Here is a 22105-nt window from a genome sequence, read left to right as displayed (position 1 = left end):
GGGGCCGCTACGCGGCCCAACGCGGGCAAGCCCGCTCGCCACAACCACAACCACAACAGCTGCTCCACTCCCCAGGTGTGTGTCAGCGGGTGGCCAGTGCGCCTTGGTACAGCACAGGGCCTGTTGGCTGCCCGGTCGGCGAACCGCCTCGCGGCTCGAGGCTGACAGCGAGGGTCAGTGGGGCAGTGAGTAATGCTTGCTGCTCCTTGCTCAACGGAATCCGGCCTTTGCCCGAATCAGGCATCAGGCCCAGGGAAATTGGCTTACCTCCGGCCGGAACGGCCCACAACTCCATGGCTCGCGTGGGTTCCAGCACCACGGTCGTCAGCGGCTCGACTTGCAAGTAATCGGCAAACGCCTGAATGCGCAGCGCCGGTTGCTGGCTGGCGTTGACCAGGGTGGCGTTGTACTGCGCGGTGTTATCGCGCTGGTAAAGCACGCCGACAAACAGCGCCAGCACCACGGCGCACGCCGCCGCGAGCAGGCGGAAATTCATCCAGAACGGTTTCTTCGCCGGTACATGCAGCACCTGCGGCTCAATCCGCGCTTTGATACCTGCCCACACGTGATCAGGCACCGGCCGCTCAGGCAACGTGCCGGTCAGGCTGGCCAGAGCATCCTGCCAATGGCCGAGTTCGGTGCGCAGCGCCGCGTCGTCCAGCAGCAGGTGTTCAAAGCGCTTGCGCGCCGTGGCGGGCATCAAGCCGATAGCGTAATCGGCGGCGAGGGCTCGGCGCAGGGTGGTCGTTTGATAGTTCATGATTCAAGGCACCTGCGCAGGCGCTCCATGCCGCGACGAATCCAGGATTTGACCGAGCCCAGGGGCGCCGCCAAGTGGTCAGCCAGTTCCGAGCACGACAGGCCCTGGAAGTAAGCCACGGTGATCGACTGGCGTTGCATGCCGTCGAGGGTGTCGAGGCAGCGGTTGAGGGCGCGTGCTTCGCGCTCACTGTCGAGTTGTTCATGGGCGCTGGGGCTGTCGTCGAGCAGGGCGTCCTGCTGGCCGTCAGCCAAGGGCTGTTCGCGGTGTTTGCGCAGTTGGTCGATGGCCAGGTTGCGGGTGATGTTGACCATCCAGGTCATCGGCGCCGCCAGGTGCGGTTCGTAGCGCGAGGCGTTGTACCAGATGCGCACGAACGCTTCCTGCAACACTTCTTCGGCCAGGTCCGAACGCCCCATGAAACGGAACGCAACACCGTGCAATCGCGGCGACACGCTGCGGTAGAGGGTTTCGAACGCCTGGCGGTTGCCCAGGGCGCATTGGGCCAGCAAGGGCCGCAACAGGTCAGCATCGTGGATGGAAATAGGGCTTCTCCAGGCTCTCGATCGAGGGCGACGGGACTGCGCACGGTAGGCAGAGGGTAGTCCAGCTTGAACATTCATTCCATCCATCTCCGGGCGGTGCATGCCTGATATACGCGGGGGAGGGGGATCTGGATGCAGCTTTTTCTGAACTATTCTGCGTGTGGGAACATTCCTCCGGGACTGTCAGTCAAACGCCTGCTTTTAGCTCCTACATTCAGAGGTTGTCTTGATGAAGATTTCACGCGGTTTCGCCCTGTCCTGCCTGTTGACCGTGGCTGCCAGCCCGGTGTTTGCCGCAGGTTTCAGCCTGGGCGACGTGGCCAACGCCGTTTCCGGCGCCCAGGGCAGCAACAACAAGGCGGCTGCCGCAGCGCCGAGCTCCCAGACCGCCGGTTTGCTGAGCGCCCTGACCTCGCAACTGAACGTCACTCCCGAGCAAGCCGTCGGCGGCACCGGCGCCATGCTGGGCCTGGCCAAGAACCAACTGAGCAGCACTGACTATTCGCAACTGGGCAAGAGCGTGCCGGGCCTGGATCAACTGTCGGGGAGCAACTCCCTGGGCAGCCTCGGCGCCTTGAGCGGCTTGCTCGGCCAGACCGGCGGCAGCAAGACCAGCGGCCTGGACAGCGTGCTGGGTAACGTGAAGAACACCAATGACCTGAACACCGCGTTCAGCGCACTGGGCATGGACAGCGGCATGGTCGGCCAGTTTGCGCCGGTGATCCTGCAATACCTCGGCGGCCAGGGCGCCAATCAGTCGGTGCTGGGCAAGCTGGCCTCGGCCTGGGGCACTGGCGGCTAACGCCCCTCTGCGCGCAGCTGTTCGATGCGCGCATCCTTTTCCATCCAGAGCTGGTTGACCCAGTTCTGGACGGTCTGGCGAAACGCCGGGTCGTTCTCGTAATCCCCTTGCCACAACGCCGGGTCCAGCTCGCGCGTGCGGATATCAACGATCACCGTCGGCACTGCGCCGCTGATCAAGTCCCAAAACCCCGGAATCTTTGGCTGCGGATAGACCACGGTCACGTCGAGGATCGCGTCCAGCTGTTCGCCCATCGCCGCCAGCACAAACGCTACGCCGCCTGCTTTGGGCTTGAGCAAACGCTTGAACGGTGAGCCCTGCTGCAAACGCTTGGCCTCGTTGAACCGCGTGCCTTCCAGGTAATTAACCACCGTCACCGGCTGGCGCTTGAACAGCTCGCAGGCCTCTTTGGTGATCTTCAAATCCTGCCCCGCCAGCTCCGGGTGCTTGGCCAGGAACGCTTTGCTGTAGCGCTTCATGAACGGGTAATCCAGCGCCCACCAGGCCAAACCCAGGAAAGGCACCCAGATCAGCTCTTTCTTCAGGAAGAATTTGAAGAACGGCGTGCGCCGGTTGAGGGCCTGGATCAGCGCTGGAATGTCCACCCAGGATTGGTGGTTGCTGATGACCAGATAGGAGGTGTCGCCGCGCAGGTCGTCGCCGCCACGAATGTCCCACCGGGTCGGGATGCACAGCGCAAAGATCAGCTTGTCGATCTCGGCCCAGGTCTCGGCGATCCACATCACCGCCCATGAAGCCCAGTCCCGCGAGCGCCCGGGGGCCACGAGCTTGAGCAGGGCAAACACCATCAACGGCCCGATCAGCACGAGCGTATTGAGCAATAACAGCAGTGTGACAAAACAGCCGGTGAGCAGGCGGCGCATAAGTAACTCTTGAAATCAGGTGGGCGGGCCATGATAAGAGAGGTGAGTCTAGAGGCCAAATCCCAATTCGCCCGACGAATGTTTCACAATGTTCCCCGTAGGCTTTTGATCGTTCCCACGCTCTGCGTGGGAATGCAGCCCTGGACGCTCCGCGTCCGCTTTAAAGGCGTGACGCAGAGCGTCACAGGAGGCGTTCCCACGCAGAGCGTGGGAACGATCTAACTAAGCAGTGCTTTTGCGGTCTAGAATCCGCCTACTTCTTTCGAGGAAATCACTTCGTGAAATTGCTCCTTGCCGCGTTCGCCCTGGTTGCCTTGCCCGTCATGGCCGCCGAACCGACTCTTTACGGTCGCTACGAATACATTCAACTGCCGGAGATCGGCCAAACCTTCAAGGCCAAGATGGACACCGGCGCGCTGACCGCCTCGCTGTCGGCCCGTGACATTGAAACCTTCCAGCGCGACGGCGACGACTGGGTGCGCTTCCGCATCGGCGGCAAGGACGCGAGCGACAAAGTCTACGAGCACAAGGTCTCGCGCATCAGCAAAATCAAAAGCCGCGCCGACGAAGACGACGACAAGGACGAAGCCACCGTGGCCAAGCGCCCGGTCATCGACCTGGAAATGTGCCTGGGCGACGTCAAGCGCACGGTCGAGGTCAACCTTACCGATCGCAGCAGTTTCAACTACCCGCTGCTGATCGGCGCCAAAGCCCTGCGTGAATTCGGCGCAGCGGTGAACCCGGCCCGTCGCTACACCGCTGACAAACCGGACTGCTGATTGAACCCATGCCGCATATCCTGATTGTCGAAGATGAAGCGGCGATAGCCGACACGCTGATCTTTGCCCTGCAAGGCGAGGGCTTCACCACCACCTGGCTGAGCCTTGGCCAGGAGGCGCTGGCGCATCAGCGCCAAACCCCGGCCGACTTGATCATCCTCGACATCGGCCTGCCGGATATCAGCGGTTTTGAAACCTGCAAGCAGTTGCGCCGGTTCACCGAAGTGCCGGTGATGTTTCTCAGTGCTCGCGATGGCGAGATCGACCGTGTGGTGGGGCTGGAGATCGGCGCCGACGATTATGTGGTCAAGCCGTTCAGCCCACGGGAAGTGGCGGCGCGGGTCAAGGCGATCCTCAAGCGCGTCGGCCCGGGCGTGGCTCCGGCCTTGTTCCAGGTTGATCTGGAGCGCATGCAGATCAGTTATCGCGGGCAGTCTTTAAGCCTGACGCGCCATGAGTTTCGCCTGCTGCAAAGCCTGCTGGAGCAACCCGAGCGGGTGTTCAGCCGCGAGCAATTGCTCGACGCGGTAGGCGTGCCCGCCGATGCGGGTTACGAGCGCAACATCGACACCCACATCAAAAGCCTGCGCGGAAAATTGCGCAATGTGGCCGCCGATGCCGAGCCGATCCAGACCCATCGCGGGCTGGGCTACAGCTACAGCCCGAGCAACAGCTGATGCGCCTGGGGCTGCGGATTTTCCTGGTATACGCGCTGTTTATCGGCCTGACCGGTTACTTCGTGCTCAACACGGTGATGAAGGAAATCCGCCCCGGCGTGCGCCAGTCCACCGAAGAAACCTTGGTGGACACCGCCAACCTCTTGGCCGAAATCCTGCGCGATGACGTGAAAAACGGCACCCTCGGCCAGAGCCACTGGCCGGAATACTTGAAGGCGTACGGCACTCGCCAGCCCGGCGCGACTATCTGGGGGCTGCCGAAAAACCAGGTCAACCATCGCATCTACGTGACCGACGCCAAGGGCATCGTGTTGCTCGACTCCACGGGCGAAGCGGTGGGCCAGGACTATTCCCAGTGGAACGACGTGTACCTGACCTTGCGCGGCGAATACGGCGCCCGCTCCACCCGCAGCGAGCTGGATGACCCGACGTCGTCAGTGATGCACGTGGGTGCGCCGATTCGTGACAACGGCCAGATTATTGGCGTGGTCACCGTGGCCAAACCCAACAGTTCGCTGCAGCCTTATGTCGACCGCACCGAGAACCGCCTGCTGTGGTACGGCGCAGGTTTAGTGAGCCTGGGCCTGTTGCTGGGCGCGCTGTTGTCGTGGTGGCTGAGCGTTGCGTTAAGGCTATTGACCGCCTATGCCGAGGCCGTCAGCGAAGGCCGGCGTGCCGAGTTGCCACATTACCGGGGTGGTGAACTCAAGCAGCTGTCCACCGCCGTTGAGCACATGCGTACGCAGCTGGAAGGCAAGGCTTACGTCGAGCATTACGTGCACACACTGACCCATGAATTGAAAAGCCCGCTGGCGGCGATTCGCGGCGCGGCGGAGCTGTTGCAGGGCGACATGACCCGCGAGCAGCAGCAGCGCTTCGTGGGCAATATCGACAGCGAAAGCGCGCGCCTGCAGCAGTTGATCGAGCGCCTGCTCAATCTGGCGCAAGTGGAGCAGCGCCAGGGTCTGGAAGAGCAGGTGAGTATCCCGTTGGCCGCGATGGTCGACGAGGTGCTCAAGGCGCAATGCGCGCGCATTGAAGGCGCCGGTTTGCAGGTCGAACAGACGATTGGCGCGGATGTGAGGGTGTTTGGCGAACCGTTCCTGTTGCGTCAGGCCTTGGGCAATCTGCTGGATAACGCGCTGGATTTCACGCCACCCGGCGGGGCGTTGAAATTCAATGCGCTCACGCAGCACAGCGACGTGCAAGTCACGCTGTTCAATGAAGCCGCCGCGATTCCCGACTATGCATTGCCGCGCCTGAGCGAACGTTTCTACTCACTGCCACGCCCGGCCAGCGGGCGCAAAAGCACCGGCCTGGGCCTCAACTTTGTCGAGGAAGTGATGAAGCTGCATGGCGGCGCTTTGCAGATCGGCAACGTGCCAGGCGGTGTGCAAGTGGTGCTGCAACTCCACACAGTCTCCACATCCCCCACATAAATCGCCCATACGGGCTGCGCAGACTCTCCCCATCAAAACAGGGAGAGACCCATGAACCGCAGCCTGCTTTTCAAACTTGGCGCGATTGCGCTGCTGATTCTGCTGTTGCTGATTCCGTTGCTGATGATCAACGGCATCATCGCCGACCGCCAGTACGCTCGCGACAGTGTGCTGGAGGATATCGCCCGTAGCTCCAGCTACAGCCAGCGCCTCACCGGCCCGGTGATGGTGGTGCCTTATCGCAAGATCGTCCGCGAGTGGAAACTCAATGAAAAGCTCAACAGACGCTACGAGGAAACCCGTGAAGTGCGCGGTCGTCTGTATTTCCTGCCGGAGCGTTTTGAGCTCGACGGCCAGGTGCAAACCGAACTGCGTGCACGGGGCATCTACCAGGCGCGGCTGTTCCATGCCGACAACCGCATCAGCGGGCGCTTTGTTCTGCCTGAGCAGCTGGGTATCAAGGAAAACTTCGCTGATTACACCTTTGAGCCGGCCTTTCTGGCGGTGGGCATCAGCGATATTCGCGGCATTGAAAATGCGCTGAAACTGGAACTCGGCGGCCAGCACCTGGAGTTCTCGCCGGGTACCCAAGTGGCCTGGCTGGGAGAGGGCGTACACGTGGCGTTGCCGGAACAGGACAGCAAAAAACCAGCCGCCCTGGACTTCGCCTTCGACCTGCGCCTGCAAGGCACCGAACAACTGCAAGTGGTGCCGGTGGGCAAGATCAGCCAGGTGTCACTCGCCTCCAATTGGCCGCACCCGAGCTTCATCGGTAACTTCCTGCCGGCGCAACGCGAAGTGACCGACAAGGGGTTTACCGCCAACTGGCAGACCACGTTCTTCTCCACCAACCTGGAAGAAACCCTGCACGGCTGCTCGGTTGACAAAGTCTGTGACGATTTCAACAGCCGCAGCTTTGGCGTGAACTTCATCGACCCGGTGGACCAGTACCTCAAGAGTGACCGCGCGATCAAATATGCACTGCTGTTTATCGCCCTGACCTTTGCCGGTTTCTTCCTGTTCGAAGTGCTCAAGGGCCTGGTGGTGCACCCGATCCAATATGCCCTGGTGGGCGTTGCCCTGGCGTTTTTCTATCTGCTCTTGCTGTCGTTGTCCGAACACATCGGCTTCGCCCTGGCGTACCTCATCTCGGCGAGTGCCTGTGTGCTGCTGATTGGTTTCTACGTGTGTCATGTGCTGCGCAGCATTGCTCACGGCCTCGGGTTTTCCGCAGGGTTGGCGGCGTTGTATGGCTTGTTGTACGGGCTGTTGAGCGCCGAAGACTATGCGCTGTTGATGGGCTCGCTGTTGCTGTTCGGCCTGCTGGGCACGGTGATGGTGCTGACGCGCAAGCTGGATTGGTATGGCGTGGGCAGGCGCAAGTCGGCAGAGCCCTTGCAGTTTGATCTGGAGGCGGTGCAATGATCGGGTTGCGTGAGGATCAGCAGATGAGGGTGCGGTTGGTCGACTTCCTCAACTTTGCCACCGGCCTCTGTGGGAGCGGGCTTGCCCGCGATAGCCGTGGATCAGAAACAAATGTGTTGAATGACACACCGCTATCGCGGGCAAGCCCGCTCCCACAGGGTGTTAAACCTGCGGTTGGGTCTGCTGCATCGAGGGCCGCTGGCTGACCTCGGCATGCCACGCCGCGAGCTTTGGATTGGCCAGGCGCCATTGCAGGTCCGGGTGACGGAAATCCAGATAAGCCAAGGCACAGGCCACGCCGAGTGCTGCGATATCGAAGTGGCCGCTCAGCTCGGCAACGGCGTCCTGCTCCAGCTCGGCCACACTACGGCGGATCTTGTTGCGCTGCTCAGCCAGCCACTGGTCCCAGTGCTTGTCCGCCGGGCGCAACGCGGTCTCGTAACGTACCAGCACCGCGGCGTCCATGATGCCGTCGGCTATCGAGGCCAGGGTCAGGCGGCGCCAGCGGGCCGGGCCGTCGCGGGGGATCAGCGGGGTGCCGAGGTGCTGGTGGTCTAGGTAGTCGAGGATCACCCGGCTGTCGTGCAACACGCTGCCATCGGCAAGGCGCAGGGCCGGGATCTTGCCCACGGGGTTGTCCTGCAGCAGGTGCGCATCCGGGTTGACCGGCGTGGTCGTGCAGCTGCGCAGCGTCACCCGGTCCAACAGGCCGGTTTCGATCAGTACTACGTGAACCTTGCGAACAAACGGGGAAGCGGGGCTGTGAAACAAGGTCATGCTGGGCGCGGACATGGGCATTCCTCGAAATGGGCTGGGGCTAGCCTAGAGGGTTGCCGGGTGGCTGGCGAGGGGGATTTTCGGTGTTTTTGAGGGCGCTATCGCAGGCAAGCCAGCTCCCACACTTGAGCGGGTTCACAGATCAAAAAGAGTGGGAGCTGGCTTGCCTGCGATGAGGCCCTCAGCCCCGCCGCTTAACCATCCCCCAAACACCAATCACTGCAGGAATCCCCAACCCCACCCAACTGAGCGAATCCCACAGCCCATCCCCCAGCAACGCCGCAAACAATCCCGCCGCACTCAGCAGGCCAATCCCCAGCGGAATGCCAAACACTTTCCAGAAATTCGACTGACGCGGCTTCATGCGCGGGCCGCCTTGCGCCGCACGATCCACAGGTAAACCCCGCTGCCCAGCACGATGATGGTCAGCACATCCAGCACCGCCCAGAGGATCTTCATCGGCATGCCGCCGTAGTCGCCAAAGTGCAGTGGCTGCGACATGCCCATCGCGTCCATGTACCACGGCCGTTCGGCGATGGCGGTGACGGCCAGGGTGCTGGCGTCGATCAGCACCGGCGTGAGCAAGTGCGAGGTCAAATGCGTGCTGCCCTTCATGAACACCGCGTAATGGTGCTCGCTGGAAAAACGTGTGCCGGGGAAGGCGATAAAGTCGGGCTGCATGCCCGGCGCGGCTTTGGCGGCGATGGTGAGCAAATCAGTCGCCGGTGCCCGCAGGGTCAGCGGCGGGGCGTTTTTGTAGGGTTCGATCATCGCGCTGAGGCTGTCCTGACGCCAAGCGGCGATGATCAGGTCGGCGCAGGCGCTGATCACGCCGGTCACGCCCACTACCAGCGCCCACGTCAGGGTAACCACGCCGATCAAGTTGTGCAGGTCGAGCCAGCGCAGCCGCGTGGATTTGTCCTGGCGCACGGTGGCGAACTTCAGCCGGCGCATGAACGGCAGGTACAGCACCGTGCCCGAGACAATCGCCACCACGAACAAAATGCCCATGAACGCGAGCAGCAATTTGCCCGGCAGCCCGACGAACATATCGGTATGCAGGCGCAGCAGGAACAGCGTCACCCCGCCATTGGCGGCCGGGGTTTCCACCGCCTCACCGGTGCGCGCATCGAGCATGAACGTGTGGGACGAGTTGGGCTCGGTGCCAGCCGTGGCAGCCATGATTGCGATCACGCCGTTCTTGTAGTCTTCGTCCCAGGCCAGGTATTGCAGGGCCTCACCTGGGCGATGCGCCTGAGCCTTGGCCACAAGCTGCTCAAGGTTGAGCTGCGGTGTGTCGGCGGGCATCTGAGCGAGTTCTGGCTCATTGCCCAGCAGGTGATCGATCTCGTGGTGAAACACCAGCGGCAGGCCGGTGAGGGCCAGCAACAGGAGGAATACCGTGCAGATCAGGCTGGTCCAGGTGTGGATGAAGGACCAGCGGCGGATGGTTTTGCTTTTCATGCTTCATCCAAATGCAAAAGGGTCACGGCGAACCGTGACCCTTGGGTGGCCGTGTCAGTGGCTTACCACTTGTAATTTACAGCCGCTACGACATTGCGTTCATCGCCGTAGTAGCACCAGGCTCCGTCGCACGTCGACAGGTAGTCTTTGTTGAAGATATTTTTGGCGGTGACATCCACTGAAACACCCGCAAGTACAGGGTTTAGGCGGCTCAAGTCGTAATGCACCGCGGCGTCGTACACGGTGTACGAGCCCACATGACCATTGGCAGTGTTGGCGGTGTTGCCATAAGTGTCGCCTACATACCGCACGCCAGCACCCATACCGAAACCGTCCAGCACGCCCGAGTGCCAAGTGTAGTCAGACCACAGTGAAGCCTGGTTGCGTGGCACCAGTTTCATGCGGTTGCCCTTGTCGTCTCCCTTGAGGATTTCGGTGTCGGTGTAGGTGTACGAACCTACCAGTTTCAGATTGTCGGTCACTTCCGAGGTGGCTTCCAATTCAAGGCCGCGCACACTGATTTCGCCGATCTGGCTGGTGATGTTGTTCTGTGTCACCGAGACATTCTGCTGGCGCAGGTCAAACACCGCGGCGGTCAGCAGAGTCTTGCTGCCCACGGGTTGGTATTTCACACCGACCTCGGTCTGTTTGCCTTCGGTGGGTTTGAATGATTCGGTAGCGCTGGCGCTGGCACCGGCGGTGGGTTGGAACGACTCGGTGTAGGAAATGTACGGAGTGATGCCCGAATCGAATACATAGCTCAAGCCTGCGTTGCCGCTAAAGGCTTTGTCACGCTGAGTGTTGGTCGCATCGTTCATGTTGAAGAAGGTGGTGCCGGTGTGAATCCAGTCCTCACGCCCGCCCAGAGTCAGGCGCCATTTATCCAGGGCAATCTGGTCCTGGATGTAAAGGCCGGTCTGCACAGTCTTCTGGTTGTAGTCGTAGAAGGTGAATGGCGCGCCCGCCGGGCGTGGCTGGTTATAGATCGGGCGGTTCGGGTTGATGCTCGCCGCGTTGCCTTCGACCCAGTGGTAATCGGTGTTGGAACGCTGGTGATCCAGGCCGAGCAACAGGGTATGGCTCAGCGCGCCGGTCTGGAAGTCGGCCTGGAAATTGTTATCTAAAGCGAGTTGCGCGATGTCTTCGTCGACCTTGTCGTAAATGCGTTTGAGCATGCCATCTGCTCCGACTGCGGTGTCGCCGTAGCTGGAATAGGTGGTGTTGAAAGCCAGCTCGCTCTTGGTGTAACGCAGGTTTTGCTTGAACTGCCAGACATCGTTGAAGCGATGGTCAAAGGCATAACCCAAAGCGTAGTAAGTGCGGTCGTAGTAGTCCTGATCCGGTTCGCCGAGGTTTTTATGGTGGGAAATCTTGCCTGCCGGCGAACTCAACTTGGTGCCTTGCAGCGGCAGAAACTGACCACTGATCCCGGTGTCATCGCGGGTAAATTGCGAGAGCAGGGTCAGGTGAGTGTCATCGTTAATGTTCCAGGTCAAGCTGGGCGCGATGTTGTAACGCTTGTCGTCTACATGATCGATCGGCGAGCCGCTGTCGCGAACCACGCCATCAACGCGGTAGAGAAACTCGCCTTGGTCATCAATCTTGCCGGTGCTGTCGAAGCTGATCTGTTTACGGTTGTTGCTGCCGACTTCGGCGCGTACGGCATTGCTGCTTTCAGCCTGAGGGCGACGGCTGATCATGTCGAGCATACCGCCGGGAGGGGTTTGGCCGTAAACCGAGGAGGCAGGGCCGCGCAACAGTGTCACGCGGTCCAGGTTCCAGGTTTCCTGTTTCGGGTTGGCGTAGGAGCCCTTGGGCAACGGCAGGCCGTCAAGGAATTGGGTCGGCTCGAAGCCGCGCACTCGTAGCCAGTCGGCACGTGAGTCACTGCCGTAGCTGCTGGCAATCACGCCGGGCATGTAGCGCACGGCGTCATCCAGGTTTTGCACGCCACGGTCCTCCATCTGTGCACGCGTAACCACAGACATCGAGCGAGGCGCCTCAATGATCGGCGTGTCGGTCTTGGTACCTGCAGCAGTGCGCGTTGCGACATAACCGTCTACGGGGCCCCATGCGCTTTCATAGCTGCCTTGACCAGTAATGCTGGTCTCCGGCAACGCCACTACCCCCTCCGGAATCGCCACCAGCGTAAACGTCCCCGCGCTGCTCTGCTCCAACTGCAACCCTGTCCCACGCAAGGCTTCACGCAATGCGCCTTGTGCGTCGAACTGACCTGTGACCGGGGCCGAGGTTTTGCCTGAGGCCAGCGACGGGTTGAGCGTCAGCGCGAGGCCGGCCTGGCTGGCGATCTGGTTCAACGTGGTGGCCAACGGCGCCGCCGGCAGGTTGTAGGCGCGCACGCTGGAGGCCTGTTCGGCGGCGATCAGCGAGGTGCTGGCCAGCGGGGCGCTGAGGGCGATGGCCAGGGTTAACAGGCTGGGGCGCAACAGGGTGTCGAGCGTGCGGGACATGGGGACGGCTCCTGAATGGAAATATTTCTCAATTGCCTAGGTGCCGAGCGAGAATTGAAAAGTGATAGGGCGGGGTGAAAATATTTTTTTGGGGTGTTCTTCAGGGCCTCATCGCAGGCAAGCCAGCTCCCACATTTGACGGTATTCACAAATCAAAAATGTGGGAGCTGGCTTGCCTGCGATAGCAATAACCGGAGTACCGCAGCCCCTAAGGTTTACCCTTGACCGTCACCCACCACGGCGTGTGCTGCTCGATCTGCACCGGCAATGTCGGCAGCAGCGCATTCAACGCCAGCGTCGTGTCATGCAGCGGAAAGCTACCGGTGATGCGCAAATCTGCGACGTTTTTATCCACACCCAGGTAGCCGGTGCGGTATCGACCCAGCTCCTCGACCACATTGCCCAAGCGCGCGTTGTCGACCACCAGCATGCCGCGCGTCCAGGCGTCGGTGGCGGGGCTGACGGCCAGTACCGGGCCGAGGCCGTCGCTGCGCATCAGCACTTGTTGGCCTTCCTTGAAAATCTGTTCCTGGCGCAGCGCCTCAGGCTGCGCGGCCACGGCCGACTGCAACACGCTCAGGCGCGTGGCGTCGTCCTCACGCTTGACGATAAACCGCGTGCCCAGCGCCCGCAGGCTGCCGTCGCGGGTTTGCACATAAAACGGCCGCGCATCGTTGTGGCCGGTTTCGACGAGGATTTCGCCTTCCTGCAACACGATCAACCGGCGCTTTTCATCAAAACGCACGTCAATGGCGCTGTGGGTGTTGAGGTTGATCAGCGTGCCGTCCGCCAGTTTCAGCGTTCGCTGCTCGCCGGTGGCGGTGCGTTGGTCGGCCAGCCAATAGTGAATTGGCACGTAGCGTTCACCGGCAAACAACCCCAGGCCTATCACCAGCGCCACACTTGCCAGGCCACTGCCCAGCTTGCGCACACGCTGGCGAATGCCTTCACGCGACTGCAACAACGCCGCCCGTGCCGGGCCCGAGGCCGCGCTGAAACGCTGGTCAAGCATGCCCAGCTGGCGCCAGGCGCGGGCGTGTTCTTCGTCTGCTGCCAGCCATTTGTCGAACTCTTCGTGCTCAATGGCGCTGCCATCGCCCGAATCGAGGGACAGTTGCCAGGCAATGGCTGCATCCAGCACGCGTGCCGACACCGGTTTGGAGCCTGTCACAGCGGCTCGCCATACAGCGCGATGTAGCACTGGCGAATGCCTTGGGCCAGGTACTGGCGTACGCGCGGTACCGACACGCCGAGGCGCTTGGCGATTTCGGCGTGGCCCAGGCCATCGAGGCGGTTATAGAGGAAGGCGGTTCGGGCCTTGCTCGAGAGCTTGCCGAGCAGGCGGTCGATGGCCTTGAGGTCTTCGAGGATCAATTGCTGTTCTTCGGGCGAGGGGTGCTCGCTTTCCGGGATCAGCATCAGTTCGGTGAGGTAGGCCTGCTCCAGCGCCGCGCGACGGAAGTAGTCGAACAGCAAGCCTTTGGCGATCGCCACCAGAAACGCCCGGGGTTCGCGGGGTTCGCGCAGCTCGTCACGGCCCAGCAGGCGCATGAAGGTGTCCTGGCTCAGATCTTCGGCGCGGCTCGGGCAGGCTACGTTGCGCCGCAGCCAGGCCAACAGCCAGCCACGATGGTCGCGATACAACGCGCCAACAAGCTCACTGTGTGGGGTCTGGACCGACGACAAGGCATCACCGAATAAACTGAAGGTTTAAACTAACGAGAATTATTCGCGATTGTGTCAGAGGCGCAGGGCGTAAGCAATTGGCGTCTGTCGGTTAAAACGCCCGTAGCCACTGTTGATGGTAGTGAGCTGGCTTGCCACACAAGCCTGCTCACTACATTAGAAGGTGGGAGATTGTTTACGCCGTTTCCATTGGCTTAAACGCTCTTGCAGCGCTTGCGGGCTGTCGATTTGCTGGTGTTTGGCGCGGCTGAACAGGATGAGCATCAGCTCGGCCGTGGCCAGGGCATCGGCGCTGGCGTGATGGCGCTCGCCCACGTGCAGTTTGAAGTGGTTGATCCAGTCGTCGAGCCCGGCTTCACGGATGTTGGCCTCGGGGCACAGCAACGGGGCGATGTCGGCCACATCGAAAAATGGATGAGCCAGGCGGTAACCCAGGCTGTCCTTGAGTGCCCTGCAGAGCATGTGTTGATCGAATGGCGCATGGAAGGCCAGCAAAGGGCTGTCGCCGACGAACGCCATGAAGTCCAGCAAGGCTTCGACCGGGTCGCTGCCGGCGGCAATCGCACTCGGGCCCAGGCCGTGGATCAACACGCTGGGGCTTAGCTTTGTTTCGGCACGTTGCAGGGTGCGCTCAAACAGCTGGGAAAAGTCTACAGCGCCGTCCTCGATCACCACGGCGCCAATGGACAGCACTTGGTCACGGTTAAGGTTCAGGCCGCTGGTTTCCAGATCCACCACCACCCAGCGCTGGCTGCGCAATGGCCCGCCGCCGAGCACACCGGGTGCGCGCAGCTGGCCCAGGCGCTGCAATTGCGCCGCGTCGAGCCCGGGTTTTTTCGCACGCAGCCATCCGAATAAACTCACAGTTGATACCGCAAGGTCAGGCTGCTTTGCAGGCGTTGGGCCTGGCGCAGGGATTCACGCAGGATGCGCCGGTCCAGGTGGTTGAGGCTGTCGGGGTCGACGCGGTTGGAGTACGGCTGGTTCTCGCGGGTTTGCAACTGGTGCTGCTGCATGCGGGTTTGCTGGATGAAATGGTAGGCCTCCTCATAGGCGGCGCCGTCCAGCGGTTCGATCACTTCCTTGTCTACCAATTGGCGCAGGCGTTCCAGGGTGTTGTTGGCGTGAATGCCATTGGCCAGGGCCAGCAGGCGCGCGCCGTCGACAAAGGGCGTCAGGCCTTGCACTTTGAGGTCCAGCGTGGCTTTTTCCGTGCCTTTGCGGGCCAGCACAAATTCGCGGAAGCGCCCCACCGGCGGGCGCTGGCGCAACGCGTTTTCGGCGAGCATGCGCTGAAACAGACGGTTATCCGCGACCTGATCGAGGATACCCTGGCGCAATTGCTCGCAGCCATGTTCGTCGCCCCATACCACCCGCAAGTCGAAATAGATGCTCGACCCCAGCAAGTTCTCCGGGGTCGCCTCGCGGATAAATGCCGAGAAACGCCGCGCCCATTCGGCCCGCGACAGGCACAGCTCGGGGTTGCCGGCCATGATGTTGCCCTTGCACAGGCTGAAGCCACACAGCGCCAGGCTTTGATTGATCTGCTGCGCCAGCGGCAACAACCGCGCGCGAATGTCGGCGGCTTCGGCGGCGTCCTTGGCCTCGAACAGAATGCCGTTGTCTTGGTCGGTATACAGCGTTTGCTCACGGCGCCCTTCGCTGCCGAAACACAGCCAGCTGAAAGGCACGCCGGGGTCGCCTTTGTCGGCGAGGGTCAGCTCTATCACCCGGCACACCGTGTGGTCGTTGAGCAGCGTAATGATGTGGGTGATCTGGGTCGACGAGGCGCCATGGGCCAGCATGCGTTCCACCAACTGGCCGATCTCGCCGCGAATCGCCACCAGGTTTTCCACCCGTGGCGCGTTGCGGATGGTGCGGGCCAAGTGCACCAGGTCCACGCGTTGCAGGGAAAACAGGTCGCGCTCGGACACCACGCCACACAGGCGCTGGTCCTTGACCAGGCACACGTGGGCGATATGGCGCTCGGTCATGGCGATGGCGGCGTCGAAGGCGCTGTGGTCAGGCGTCAGGAAGAAAGGCGCCTGGGTCATATGATGTTCGATGACCTGATTGAAATCCTGAGTGCCGTCGGCGACCACTTGGCGCAGGTCGCGCAGGGTGAAGATGCCCAAAGGCGCCTTGTGCTCATCCACAATCACGATGCTGCCGACCTGTTGCTCGTGCATCAGCGTCACCGCCTCGCGCAGCGGCGTATCCGGGCTGCAGGAGACCGGGTGGCGCATCGCCAACTCGCCCAGGCGGGTATTCAGCGAGTACTGGGTGCCGAGGGTTTCCACGGCTTTTTGCTGCACTTGCTGGTTAACCTGGTCCAGCAAACTGCTGACGCCGCGCAGGGCAAAGTCGCGAAACGGGCTGGACAGCGCGAACAGCTTGATAAAGGCCGGCTTGTTCAGTTGTAGGCAGAAGGTATCTTCGGCGGCCTTGTGCTCGGTGCGGGTTGCGCGCTCACCCAGCAACGCGGCGAGGGGGAAGCACTCACCGGTGGTAATTTCGAAGGTGGCTTGCGTGGAGTCAGGCCGTTCACCGACCACTCGGCCTTGCTTGACGATATAAAAGTGTTCGACCGGCCCGCCCGACGGTTTGAGGATGCTGTCGCCCGGCCCGTAGAAACGCAGTTGGCACTGTTCCACCAGAAACGCCAGGTGCGCGTTTTCCATCTGGTTGAAGGGCGGGAAGCGTTGCAGGAATTGCAGGGTGCCGTGGATGTTCTGCAACACGGCGGTTTTTCCCGCCTGTGTGAAAGCATCAGCTTTACTCATAACAGTGACCGCAGTTTTTTGTCGTTATCGTTCCTCATGGTCGACTTCCGCGAGGCGGGTGCCCATTGGACGTAAGTCTAGGTCGAGGAAAATCGCGCCGAACTAGGGAAAAACCTTACATGGCTATTGTGCAAACCCCGTAGAACGCCCACTAGGCAAACTTTCCGACGAAGTGCACATTGTTCGCCCTTCCGCAGATGTCTGACGAGTGTGCTGGGAGATTGATGAGAACTGCTGAGAAACGTATGTCCGACCACGATATTTTGAGTGATGCCGAGCGCGAGGCGCTGAGCGCCGTGATGCTGGAGCCTGATTTACCGCCACAACGCGTGTTGATTGTTGACGATGACAAGGACGCGCGTGAACTGCTGGCGGAAATCCTGGGCCTGGACGGTATTCGCTGCATGACCGCCGACAGCGGCGAATCGGCGTGGGACTTGTTGAGCTCCAGCAGTTCCATCGGCTTGTTGATCACGGATTTGCGCATGGCGCCGAGCAACGGCCTGGAATTGATCCGCCAAGTGCGCAGCTCTACCCGCGCGGCATTGCCGATCATCATTATGTCGGGGGACGCAGAAGCGCCGGATGTGATTGATGCGATGCATTTAAGCGTGGTGGATTTTCTGCTTAAGCCGATCGACAGTGTGAAATTGGCGAAAATGGTCAAGCGCGAGCTGGGGATGGCGCAGTAGTGACCGCTGGTCGAACCTGTCAACGTTGACAGTAGGCAGGAAAGTGGGAGGGCGGTGTACTGGGTTGGAGCGTTCTGGAGTGTTGCCAGTGGCTCATAACCTGTGGACAAGGAGCTCACCATGACGACTGCTGCGGAAACTAAAGCGAAGACCGCCAAAGAGTTGGAAGGCACGTTCTGTTTGATAAAGACGGACGACGCACCCGAGGCCCGGGTTCTTAAAATTAAAAACGTCTCGGGTACGCCCAAGAGAACCAAGATCTCGGGCGAAGGCTCTGAAAAAATCGAAATAACCTATGCCGAATCGTTTAACTCGGGTTCAAAGATAGTTACCACCGGGTCACCCGACAATATTAGTTATACCGATAGCAGTGGCCAGACGTTTGATACTCAAGGGGCAGGTGGGCTGCTTCGATTAGGCATTGAACAGGTTGGCGAGCTCCGAGTGCAGAAGGGGGACTTGGAAAATGTGCGATTGGAGAGTGCGACAGGAGGAAGTGTCTTGTTAAATGGTGCGTTCTTTGCCTACTCATCCTGACTGGTCGTCGTAAGAAATCTCAATTTTGGTGCGTTTAAACAGCACACTTAGTGGATTGTCATAAAAAAGCCCTGATCTTCCGATCAGGGCTTTTTCATGAGCGCTGCTTATTCAAAGACCATTTTTAGCCTTGAACTCCCGACGCCGACGATGCAACACCGGCTCGGTATAACCATTAGGCTGTTTAGTCCCTTCAATCACCAACTCCACCGCTGCCTGGAACGCGATGTTGCTGTCGAAATCCGGTGCCAGTGGCCGGTACAGCGTGTCACCGGCATTCTGACGGTCCACCACCGGCGCCATGCGCTTGAGGCTTTCCATTACCTGATCTTCGTTGACGATGCCGTGGCGCAGCCAGTTGGCAATGTGCTGGCTGGAGATGCGCAGGGTGGCGCGGTCTTCCATCAGGCCGACGTCGTTGATGTCCGGCACTTTCGAGCAGCCCACGCCTTGGTCGATCCAGCGCACCACGTAGCCGAGGATGCCCTGAGCGTTGTTGTCCAGCTCGTTGCGGATTTCTTCGTCGGACCAATCGGTGTTGGTGGCCAGAGGAATCGTCAGGATATCGTCCACCGACGCGCGCTCGCGCTTGGCCAGCTCCGCTTGGCGGGCGAACACGTCAACCTTGTGGTAGTGCAGCGCGTGCAGCGCCGCCGCGGTCGGCGACGGTACCCAGGCCGTGTTGGCGCCGGCCAGTGGGTGGGCGATTTTCTGTTCAAGCATCGCCGCCATCAGGTCGGGCATGGCCCACATGCCTTTACCGATCTGCGCACGACCTTGCAGGCCGGTGCTCAAGCCGATATCGACGTTCCAGTTTTCGTAGGCGCCGATCCATTTCTCGGCCTTCATGGCAGCCTTGCGCACCATCGCGCCGGCTTCCATGGAGGTGTGGATTTCGTCGCCGGTGCGGTCGAGGAAGCCAGTGTTGATAAACACCACGCGCTCGCTGGCGGCCTTGATGCAGGCCTTGAGGTTGACCGTGGTGCGGCGCTCCTCGTCCATGATCCCGACTTTGAGCGTGTTACGTGGCAGGTTCAGCACGTCTTCGATGCGCCCGAACAGCTCGTTGGTGAAGGCGGCCTCTTCCGGGCCGTGCATCTTTGGTTTCACGATGTAAACGGAACCGGTGCGGCTGTTCTTGCGGCTGCTGGTGCCGTTGAGGCTGTGGATCGCCGCGAGGCTGGTCAGCAGGCCGTCGAGAATGCCTTCCGGTACTTCGTTACCGTCTTTGTCGAGTATCGCATCGATGGTCATCAAGTGCCCAACGTTGCGCACGAACAACAGCGAACGGCCGTGCAGGGTCACGTCCTGGCCATCGACGCCGGTGTAGACGCGGTCGGCGTTCATGGTGCGGGTGAAGGTCTTGCCACCCTTGGCCACTTCTTCGGCCAGGTCGCCCTTCATCAGGCCGAGCCAGTTGCGGTAGATCACCACTTTGTCGTCGGCATCGACGGCGGCGACGGAGTCTTCGCAGTCCATGATGGTGGTCAGCGCGGCTTCCATCAGCACGTCTTTGACGCCGGCGGCGTCGGTCTGGCCGACCGGGGTGCTGGCGTCGATCTGGATTTCGAAGTGCAGTCCGTTGTGCTTGAGCAGGATGGCGATCGGCTCGGCCGCAGGGCCCTGGAAACCGATCAACTGAGCGTCGTCACGCAGGCCGCTGTTGCTGCCACCTTTGAGGCTGACGATGAGGATGCCATCGACGATCTTGTAACCGGTGGAGTCAACGTGGCTGCCGGCGCTGAGCGGTGCGGCTTCGTCGAGGAAAGCGCGGGCGAAAGCGATGACTTTGTCGCCACGCACCTTGTTGTAGCCTTTACCTTTCTCGGCGCCGTCGGCTTCGCTGATGGCGTCGGTGCCATACAGCGCGTCATACAGCGAACCCCAGCGCGCATTCGAGGCGTTGAGGGCGAAACGGGCGTTCATCACCGGCACGACCAACTGAGGGCCGGCCATGCGGGCAATTTCGTCATCGACGTTTTGGGTCGTGGCCTGGAAGTCTGCGGCTTCTGGCAGCAGGTATCCGATGTCTTGCAGGAAGGCTTTGTAGGCCACCGCGTCGTGAGCCTGGCCGGCGTGCGTTTGATGCCAGGTATCGATGCGCGCTTGGAAATCGTCGCGTTTGGCGAGCAGGGCTTTGTTCTTCGGTGCCAGGTCGTGGATGACCTTGTCGGCGCCGGCCCAGAACTGGTCGGCCGTGATGCCGGTGCCGGGAATGGCTTCGTTGTTCACGAAGTCGAACAGGACTTTGGCGACCTTAAGGCCACCGACTTGAACGTGTTCAGTCATCTCTTGCCTCACTCTGCGGAGCTTATGCGCTTTTCAGCTTTTCAATTTACCAATGAAGCCTCTGGCCATTTAAACCACGAACCCGATCCCCCGGTACATGCCGTAAAAGGCGGCTGGGCTGGCGGATTGCGCGATACGTTGGTGCCTTGGCAGACATCGACCTAACGTTATGTAGTGCGCGATTGGGCATACTACATGATGACTTGCGGTTGTGAAAATTTGACTAAATACGTCGTTTAGCGACCCTCCTGTGACATTCGGTCACAGTGGGGAATGGGATGTTCTCAAAAAACTATCGGATTGTTCCAGATAAATATAAAAATGGTACACGATTTGTTTTCGAGGGCTCCCGAGTCCACCTTGTAGATTGAATTCAGAGGGCTTCGCCATGGACCATCTTGTACTCACAATTATCGCCGCCGACAAACCCGGGCTGGTTGAACGCATCGCACAGAACATCGCCGCCCACGGTGGCAACTGGCTGGAAAGCCGTATGGCGCACATGGCCGGGCAGTTTGCCGGGATTCTGCGGGTCAGTGTGCCTGCCGAAAACCGTCATGCGCTGGTGGGCGCGCTGGAAGATTTATCCACACACGGCATCCGTGTGCTGGTGGGGGAGGGCAGCACAGGTCAGGCCGCAGCTTCCAAGTCGATCCTGATGACGCTGGTGGGCAACGACCGCGCGGGCATCGTGCGCGAGATTACGGCGCTGCTGAGCCAGCAGGGCGTGAACCTGGGAAGCCTGAGCACGGACGTGCGTCCGGCGCCCATGAGTGGTGACCCGTTGTTTACCGCCGAGGCATTGTTGCAGGTGCCAGCAGCGTTATCCCTGGATACCTTGCAACTGTCCCTGGAAACCCTGGCCGATGACTTGATGGTGGAGCTGCACCACGAGGAGTGATTTGCCCACAGGGTTATGCATGGAAATCTTGCATGGGCCTGTGGATAACCTGTAGAGACACCGCGCCAGGCCACGCTGGCCGGCCTTCTCCGCCAGCTGAGCAAAAAACGAGCAGTTTCAAAGGCTTGTGCACAAATGGCGGGGATCAGGCTGTGGATAACCTTGGGGCTGATGGCTGCAAGCCACGCGGGATGGGGCTTGCAGAGGTTTGTACGTTATTTGATCAGCGTTTGCGCACGGTCAGCCAGGCGTCCAGGCTGTAGATCACCAGCCCCGCCCAGATGAAGGCAAAGGCGATCAGGGTGCTGGTTGCCAGCTGTTCACCGAACAGGAACACGGCCTCCAGCAGCACCAGCGTGGGGGCGACGTACTGTAAAAAGCCCAGAGCGGTGTAGGGCAAATGCCGCGCGGCGGCGTTGAAACATACCAGTGGAATCAACGTGATCGGGCCTGCGGCCACCAGCCACCAGGCTTCGGACGTACTCCAAAATGCCAGCTGCGCACTGTGGGCCGACGGGTTGAACAACAACCACGCCACGGCAATCGGCACCAGCATCCAGGTTTCCACTACCAGCCCCGGCAGTGCCTTGACCGGTGCCTGCTTGCGGATCAACCCGTAAAAGCCAAAGGTCAACGCCAGCACCAGCGACACCCACGGCAAACTGCCCACTTGCCACACCTGTTGCGCCACACCGATCGCCGCCAGCCCGACGGCAAACCATTGCAGACGCCGCAAGCGTTCGCCAAGGATCAGCATGCCCAGCAACACATTCACCAGCGGGTTGATGTAGTAACCCAGGCTCGCTTCCAGCATGCGCCCGCTGTTCACCGACCACACATAGGTCAGCCAGTTGGCCGCGATCAACGAACCGCTGAGTGCCAGAATCGCCAGGCGCTTGGGGTTGTCGCGCAGTTCGCGAAACCAGCCGGGGTGTTTCCACACCATCAACAGCAAACCGCCAAACAGCGCGGACCACAGCACGCGGTGCACGATGATCTCGGCGGCGGGCACACTGGCGATGGCTTTGAAGTAGAGCGGGAACAGGCCCCAAGTGATATAGGCGCTCAGGCCCAGGATGTACCCCTTGCGGGGGTTGGCGGCGTGCATTGCAGAATCCTTGCTTAGGCAGCTAACAAAGCGCGATTGTAAGGATATTTGCCAGCCAACGGGTGGTGCTTTTCTGTGGGAGCTGG

At 60.8% G+C, this 22105-nt stretch carries 21 protein-coding genes; 8 read left to right on the top strand and 13 right to left on the bottom strand.

The window, feature by feature from the left end; genetic code table 11:
- Nucleotides 1–82: 82 nt before the first annotated feature.
- Nucleotides 83–760, bottom strand: coding sequence for an anti-sigma factor (locus tag BFW87_RS08680; protein ID WP_078739466.1), 678 nt, complete (start codon nucleotides 758–760; stop codon nucleotides 83–85).
- Nucleotides 757–1383, bottom strand: coding sequence for an RNA polymerase sigma factor (locus tag BFW87_RS08675; RefSeq protein ID WP_078739465.1), 627 nt, complete (start codon nucleotides 1381–1383; stop codon nucleotides 757–759). Before BFW87_RS08675 ends, BFW87_RS08680 begins: the two co-directional genes overlap by 4 nt.
- A gap of 151 nt (nucleotides 1384–1534) precedes the next feature.
- Here BFW87_RS08675 and BFW87_RS08670 point away from each other — a divergent pair, with 151 nt between their 5' ends.
- Nucleotides 1535–2107, top strand: a complete 573-nt coding sequence (locus BFW87_RS08670; RefSeq protein WP_078739464.1) for a DUF2780 domain-containing protein — start codon at nucleotides 1535–1537, stop codon at nucleotides 2105–2107.
- On the opposite strand, the gene BFW87_RS08665 is transcribed toward BFW87_RS08670, so the two are convergent.
- The gene (locus BFW87_RS08665; protein WP_078739463.1) at nucleotides 2104–2991 is read right to left on the bottom strand and encodes an acyltransferase; all 888 of its coding nucleotides are present in this window, start codon (nucleotides 2989–2991) and stop codon (nucleotides 2104–2106) included. The genes BFW87_RS08670 and BFW87_RS08665 overlap by 4 nt on opposite strands.
- A gap of 278 nt (nucleotides 2992–3269) precedes the next feature.
- Here BFW87_RS08665 and rloA2 point away from each other — a divergent pair, with 278 nt between their 5' ends.
- The 4 genes from rloA2 to creD are packed head-to-tail and all read left to right on the top strand — an operon-like array spanning nucleotide 3270 to nucleotide 7311.
- A complete protein-coding gene (gene rloA2, locus BFW87_RS08655; protein ID WP_078739461.1) occupies nucleotides 3270–3770 on the top strand; it encodes a retropepsin-like aspartic peptidase RloA2 in 501 nt (166 codons plus the stop codon).
- A gap of 8 nt (nucleotides 3771–3778) precedes the next feature.
- Nucleotides 3779–4447: a two-component system response regulator CreB gene (gene creB / locus BFW87_RS08650; protein WP_078739460.1), complete on the top strand. Its 669-nt coding sequence runs from the start codon at nucleotides 3779–3781 to the stop codon at nucleotides 4445–4447.
- Nucleotides 4447–5886 carry a two-component system sensor histidine kinase CreC gene (gene creC / locus BFW87_RS08645; RefSeq protein ID WP_078739459.1) on the top strand — a complete coding sequence of 480 codons (1440 nt, stop codon included), beginning with the start codon at nucleotides 4447–4449 and terminating at the stop codon, nucleotides 5884–5886. The genes creB and creC overlap by 1 nt, the downstream gene beginning before the upstream one ends.
- Nucleotides 5887–5937: 51 nt before the next feature.
- Nucleotides 5938–7311, top strand: coding sequence for a cell envelope integrity protein CreD (creD, locus tag BFW87_RS08640; protein WP_078739458.1), 1374 nt, complete (start codon nucleotides 5938–5940; stop codon nucleotides 7309–7311).
- Between the two features lie 162 nt (nucleotides 7312–7473).
- Here creD and BFW87_RS08635 read toward each other — a convergent pair whose 3' ends face one another.
- From BFW87_RS08635 to BFW87_RS08600, 8 genes are all read right to left on the bottom strand, one after another.
- Nucleotides 7474–8103 (bottom strand): glutathione S-transferase, encoded by a 630-nt coding sequence (locus BFW87_RS08635; protein WP_078739457.1) that lies wholly within the window; start codon nucleotides 8101–8103, stop codon nucleotides 7474–7476.
- Between the two features lie 166 nt (nucleotides 8104–8269).
- Nucleotides 8270–8452, bottom strand: a complete 183-nt coding sequence (locus tag BFW87_RS08630) for a hypothetical protein (RefSeq protein ID WP_078739456.1) — start codon at nucleotides 8450–8452, stop codon at nucleotides 8270–8272.
- Nucleotides 8449–9552: a PepSY-associated TM helix domain-containing protein gene (locus BFW87_RS08625; protein ID WP_078739455.1), complete on the bottom strand. Its 1104-nt coding sequence runs from the start codon at nucleotides 9550–9552 to the stop codon at nucleotides 8449–8451. The genes BFW87_RS08630 and BFW87_RS08625 overlap by 4 nt, the downstream gene beginning before the upstream one ends.
- A 62-nt stretch (nucleotides 9553–9614) precedes the next feature.
- Complete coding sequence (locus BFW87_RS08620) at nucleotides 9615–12023, bottom strand: TonB-dependent siderophore receptor (protein WP_078739454.1); 2409 nt, start codon at nucleotides 12021–12023, stop codon at nucleotides 9615–9617.
- 208 nt (nucleotides 12024–12231) lie between these two features.
- Nucleotides 12232–13194: a FecR domain-containing protein gene (locus BFW87_RS08615; RefSeq protein WP_078739453.1), complete on the bottom strand. Its 963-nt coding sequence runs from the start codon at nucleotides 13192–13194 to the stop codon at nucleotides 12232–12234.
- Nucleotides 13191–13709 carry an RNA polymerase sigma factor gene (locus tag BFW87_RS08610; protein ID WP_078739452.1) on the bottom strand — a complete coding sequence of 173 codons (519 nt, stop codon included), beginning with the start codon at nucleotides 13707–13709 and terminating at the stop codon, nucleotides 13191–13193. Before BFW87_RS08610 ends, BFW87_RS08615 begins: the two co-directional genes overlap by 4 nt.
- 156 nt (nucleotides 13710–13865) lie before the next feature.
- A complete protein-coding gene (locus BFW87_RS08605) occupies nucleotides 13866–14573 on the bottom strand; it encodes a 3'-5' exonuclease (RefSeq protein WP_078739451.1) in 708 nt (235 codons plus the stop codon).
- Nucleotides 14570–16492, bottom strand: coding sequence for a putative nucleotidyltransferase substrate binding domain-containing protein (locus tag BFW87_RS08600; protein ID WP_078739450.1), 1923 nt, complete (start codon nucleotides 16490–16492; stop codon nucleotides 14570–14572). The genes BFW87_RS08605 and BFW87_RS08600 overlap by 4 nt, the downstream gene beginning before the upstream one ends.
- A gap of 245 nt (nucleotides 16493–16737) precedes the next feature.
- Between BFW87_RS08600 and BFW87_RS08595 the strand changes: the two genes are divergently transcribed.
- Together BFW87_RS08595 and BFW87_RS08590 are read left to right on the top strand one after the other, a co-directional pair.
- A complete protein-coding gene (locus BFW87_RS08595) occupies nucleotides 16738–17184 on the top strand; it encodes a response regulator (RefSeq protein WP_078739449.1) in 447 nt (148 codons plus the stop codon).
- 120 nt (nucleotides 17185–17304) lie between these two features.
- Nucleotides 17305–17721, top strand: coding sequence for a hypothetical protein (locus tag BFW87_RS08590; protein WP_078739448.1), 417 nt, complete (start codon nucleotides 17305–17307; stop codon nucleotides 17719–17721).
- A gap of 111 nt (nucleotides 17722–17832) precedes the next feature.
- On the opposite strand, the gene BFW87_RS08585 is transcribed toward BFW87_RS08590, so the two are convergent.
- Complete coding sequence (locus BFW87_RS08585) at nucleotides 17833–20010, bottom strand: malate synthase G (protein ID WP_078739447.1); 2178 nt, start codon at nucleotides 20008–20010, stop codon at nucleotides 17833–17835.
- A gap of 388 nt (nucleotides 20011–20398) precedes the next feature.
- On the opposite strand from BFW87_RS08585, the gene BFW87_RS08580 reads away from it, so the two are divergent.
- Nucleotides 20399–20911: a glycine cleavage system protein R gene (locus tag BFW87_RS08580; RefSeq protein ID WP_078739446.1), complete on the top strand. Its 513-nt coding sequence runs from the start codon at nucleotides 20399–20401 to the stop codon at nucleotides 20909–20911.
- Between the two features lie 223 nt (nucleotides 20912–21134).
- On the opposite strand, the gene rarD is transcribed toward BFW87_RS08580, so the two are convergent.
- Nucleotides 21135–22019, bottom strand: coding sequence for an EamA family transporter RarD (gene rarD / locus BFW87_RS08575; protein ID WP_078739445.1), 885 nt, complete (start codon nucleotides 22017–22019; stop codon nucleotides 21135–21137).
- Nucleotides 22020–22105: the final 86 nt, after the last annotated feature.

Origin of the sequence: Pseudomonas fluorescens (assembly GCF_002022275.1) — a bacterium.
Lineage (GTDB): Bacteria > Pseudomonadota > Gammaproteobacteria > Pseudomonadales > Pseudomonadaceae > Aquipseudomonas > Aquipseudomonas fluorescens_AJ.
Note: the sequence above shows the minus strand (reverse complement) of the source record. Positions and strands in the feature narration are given on the sequence as shown.

What these genes read in the sequence shown, in the direction of transcription:
- BFW87_RS08675 (WP_078739465.1), bottom strand. Translation starts at nt 1,383, where the DNA reads ATGAATGTTCAAGCTGGACTACCCTCTGCCTACCGTGCGCAGTCCCGT.
- creD (WP_078739458.1), top strand. Translation starts at nt 5,938, where the DNA reads ATGAACCGCAGCCTGCTTTTCAAACTTGGCGCGATTGCGCTGCTGATT.
- BFW87_RS08625 (WP_078739455.1), bottom strand. Translation starts at nt 9,552, where the DNA reads ATGAAAAGCAAAACCATCCGCCGCTGGTCCTTCATCCACACCTGGACC.
- BFW87_RS08580 (WP_078739446.1), top strand. Translation starts at nt 20,399, where the DNA reads ATGGACCATCTTGTACTCACAATTATCGCCGCCGACAAACCCGGGCTG.
- BFW87_RS08620 (WP_078739454.1), bottom strand. Translation starts at nt 12,023, where the DNA reads ATGTCCCGCACGCTCGACACCCTGTTGCGCCCCAGCCTGTTAACCCTG.
- BFW87_RS08585 (WP_078739447.1), bottom strand. Translation starts at nt 20,010, where the DNA reads ATGACTGAACACGTTCAAGTCGGTGGCCTTAAGGTCGCCAAAGTCCTG.
- BFW87_RS08635 (WP_078739457.1), bottom strand. Translation starts at nt 8,103, where the DNA reads ATGTCCGCGCCCAGCATGACCTTGTTTCACAGCCCCGCTTCCCCGTTT.
- BFW87_RS08665 (WP_078739463.1), bottom strand. Translation starts at nt 2,991, where the DNA reads ATGCGCCGCCTGCTCACCGGCTGTTTTGTCACACTGCTGTTATTGCTC.
- BFW87_RS08600 (WP_078739450.1), bottom strand. Translation starts at nt 16,492, where the DNA reads ATGAGTAAAGCTGATGCTTTCACACAGGCGGGAAAAACCGCCGTGTTG.
- creC (WP_078739459.1), top strand. Translation starts at nt 4,447, where the DNA reads ATGCGCCTGGGGCTGCGGATTTTCCTGGTATACGCGCTGTTTATCGGC.
- BFW87_RS08630 (WP_078739456.1), bottom strand. Translation starts at nt 8,452, where the DNA reads ATGAAGCCGCGTCAGTCGAATTTCTGGAAAGTGTTTGGCATTCCGCTG.
- BFW87_RS08680 (WP_078739466.1), bottom strand. Translation starts at nt 760, where the DNA reads ATGAACTATCAAACGACCACCCTGCGCCGAGCCCTCGCCGCCGATTAC.
- creB (WP_078739460.1), top strand. Translation starts at nt 3,779, where the DNA reads ATGCCGCATATCCTGATTGTCGAAGATGAAGCGGCGATAGCCGACACG.
- BFW87_RS08590 (WP_078739448.1), top strand. Translation starts at nt 17,305, where the DNA reads ATGACGACTGCTGCGGAAACTAAAGCGAAGACCGCCAAAGAGTTGGAA.
- rarD (WP_078739445.1), bottom strand. Translation starts at nt 22,019, where the DNA reads ATGCACGCCGCCAACCCCCGCAAGGGGTACATCCTGGGCCTGAGCGCC.
- BFW87_RS08670 (WP_078739464.1), top strand. Translation starts at nt 1,535, where the DNA reads ATGAAGATTTCACGCGGTTTCGCCCTGTCCTGCCTGTTGACCGTGGCT.
- BFW87_RS08595 (WP_078739449.1), top strand. Translation starts at nt 16,738, where the DNA reads ATGTCCGACCACGATATTTTGAGTGATGCCGAGCGCGAGGCGCTGAGC.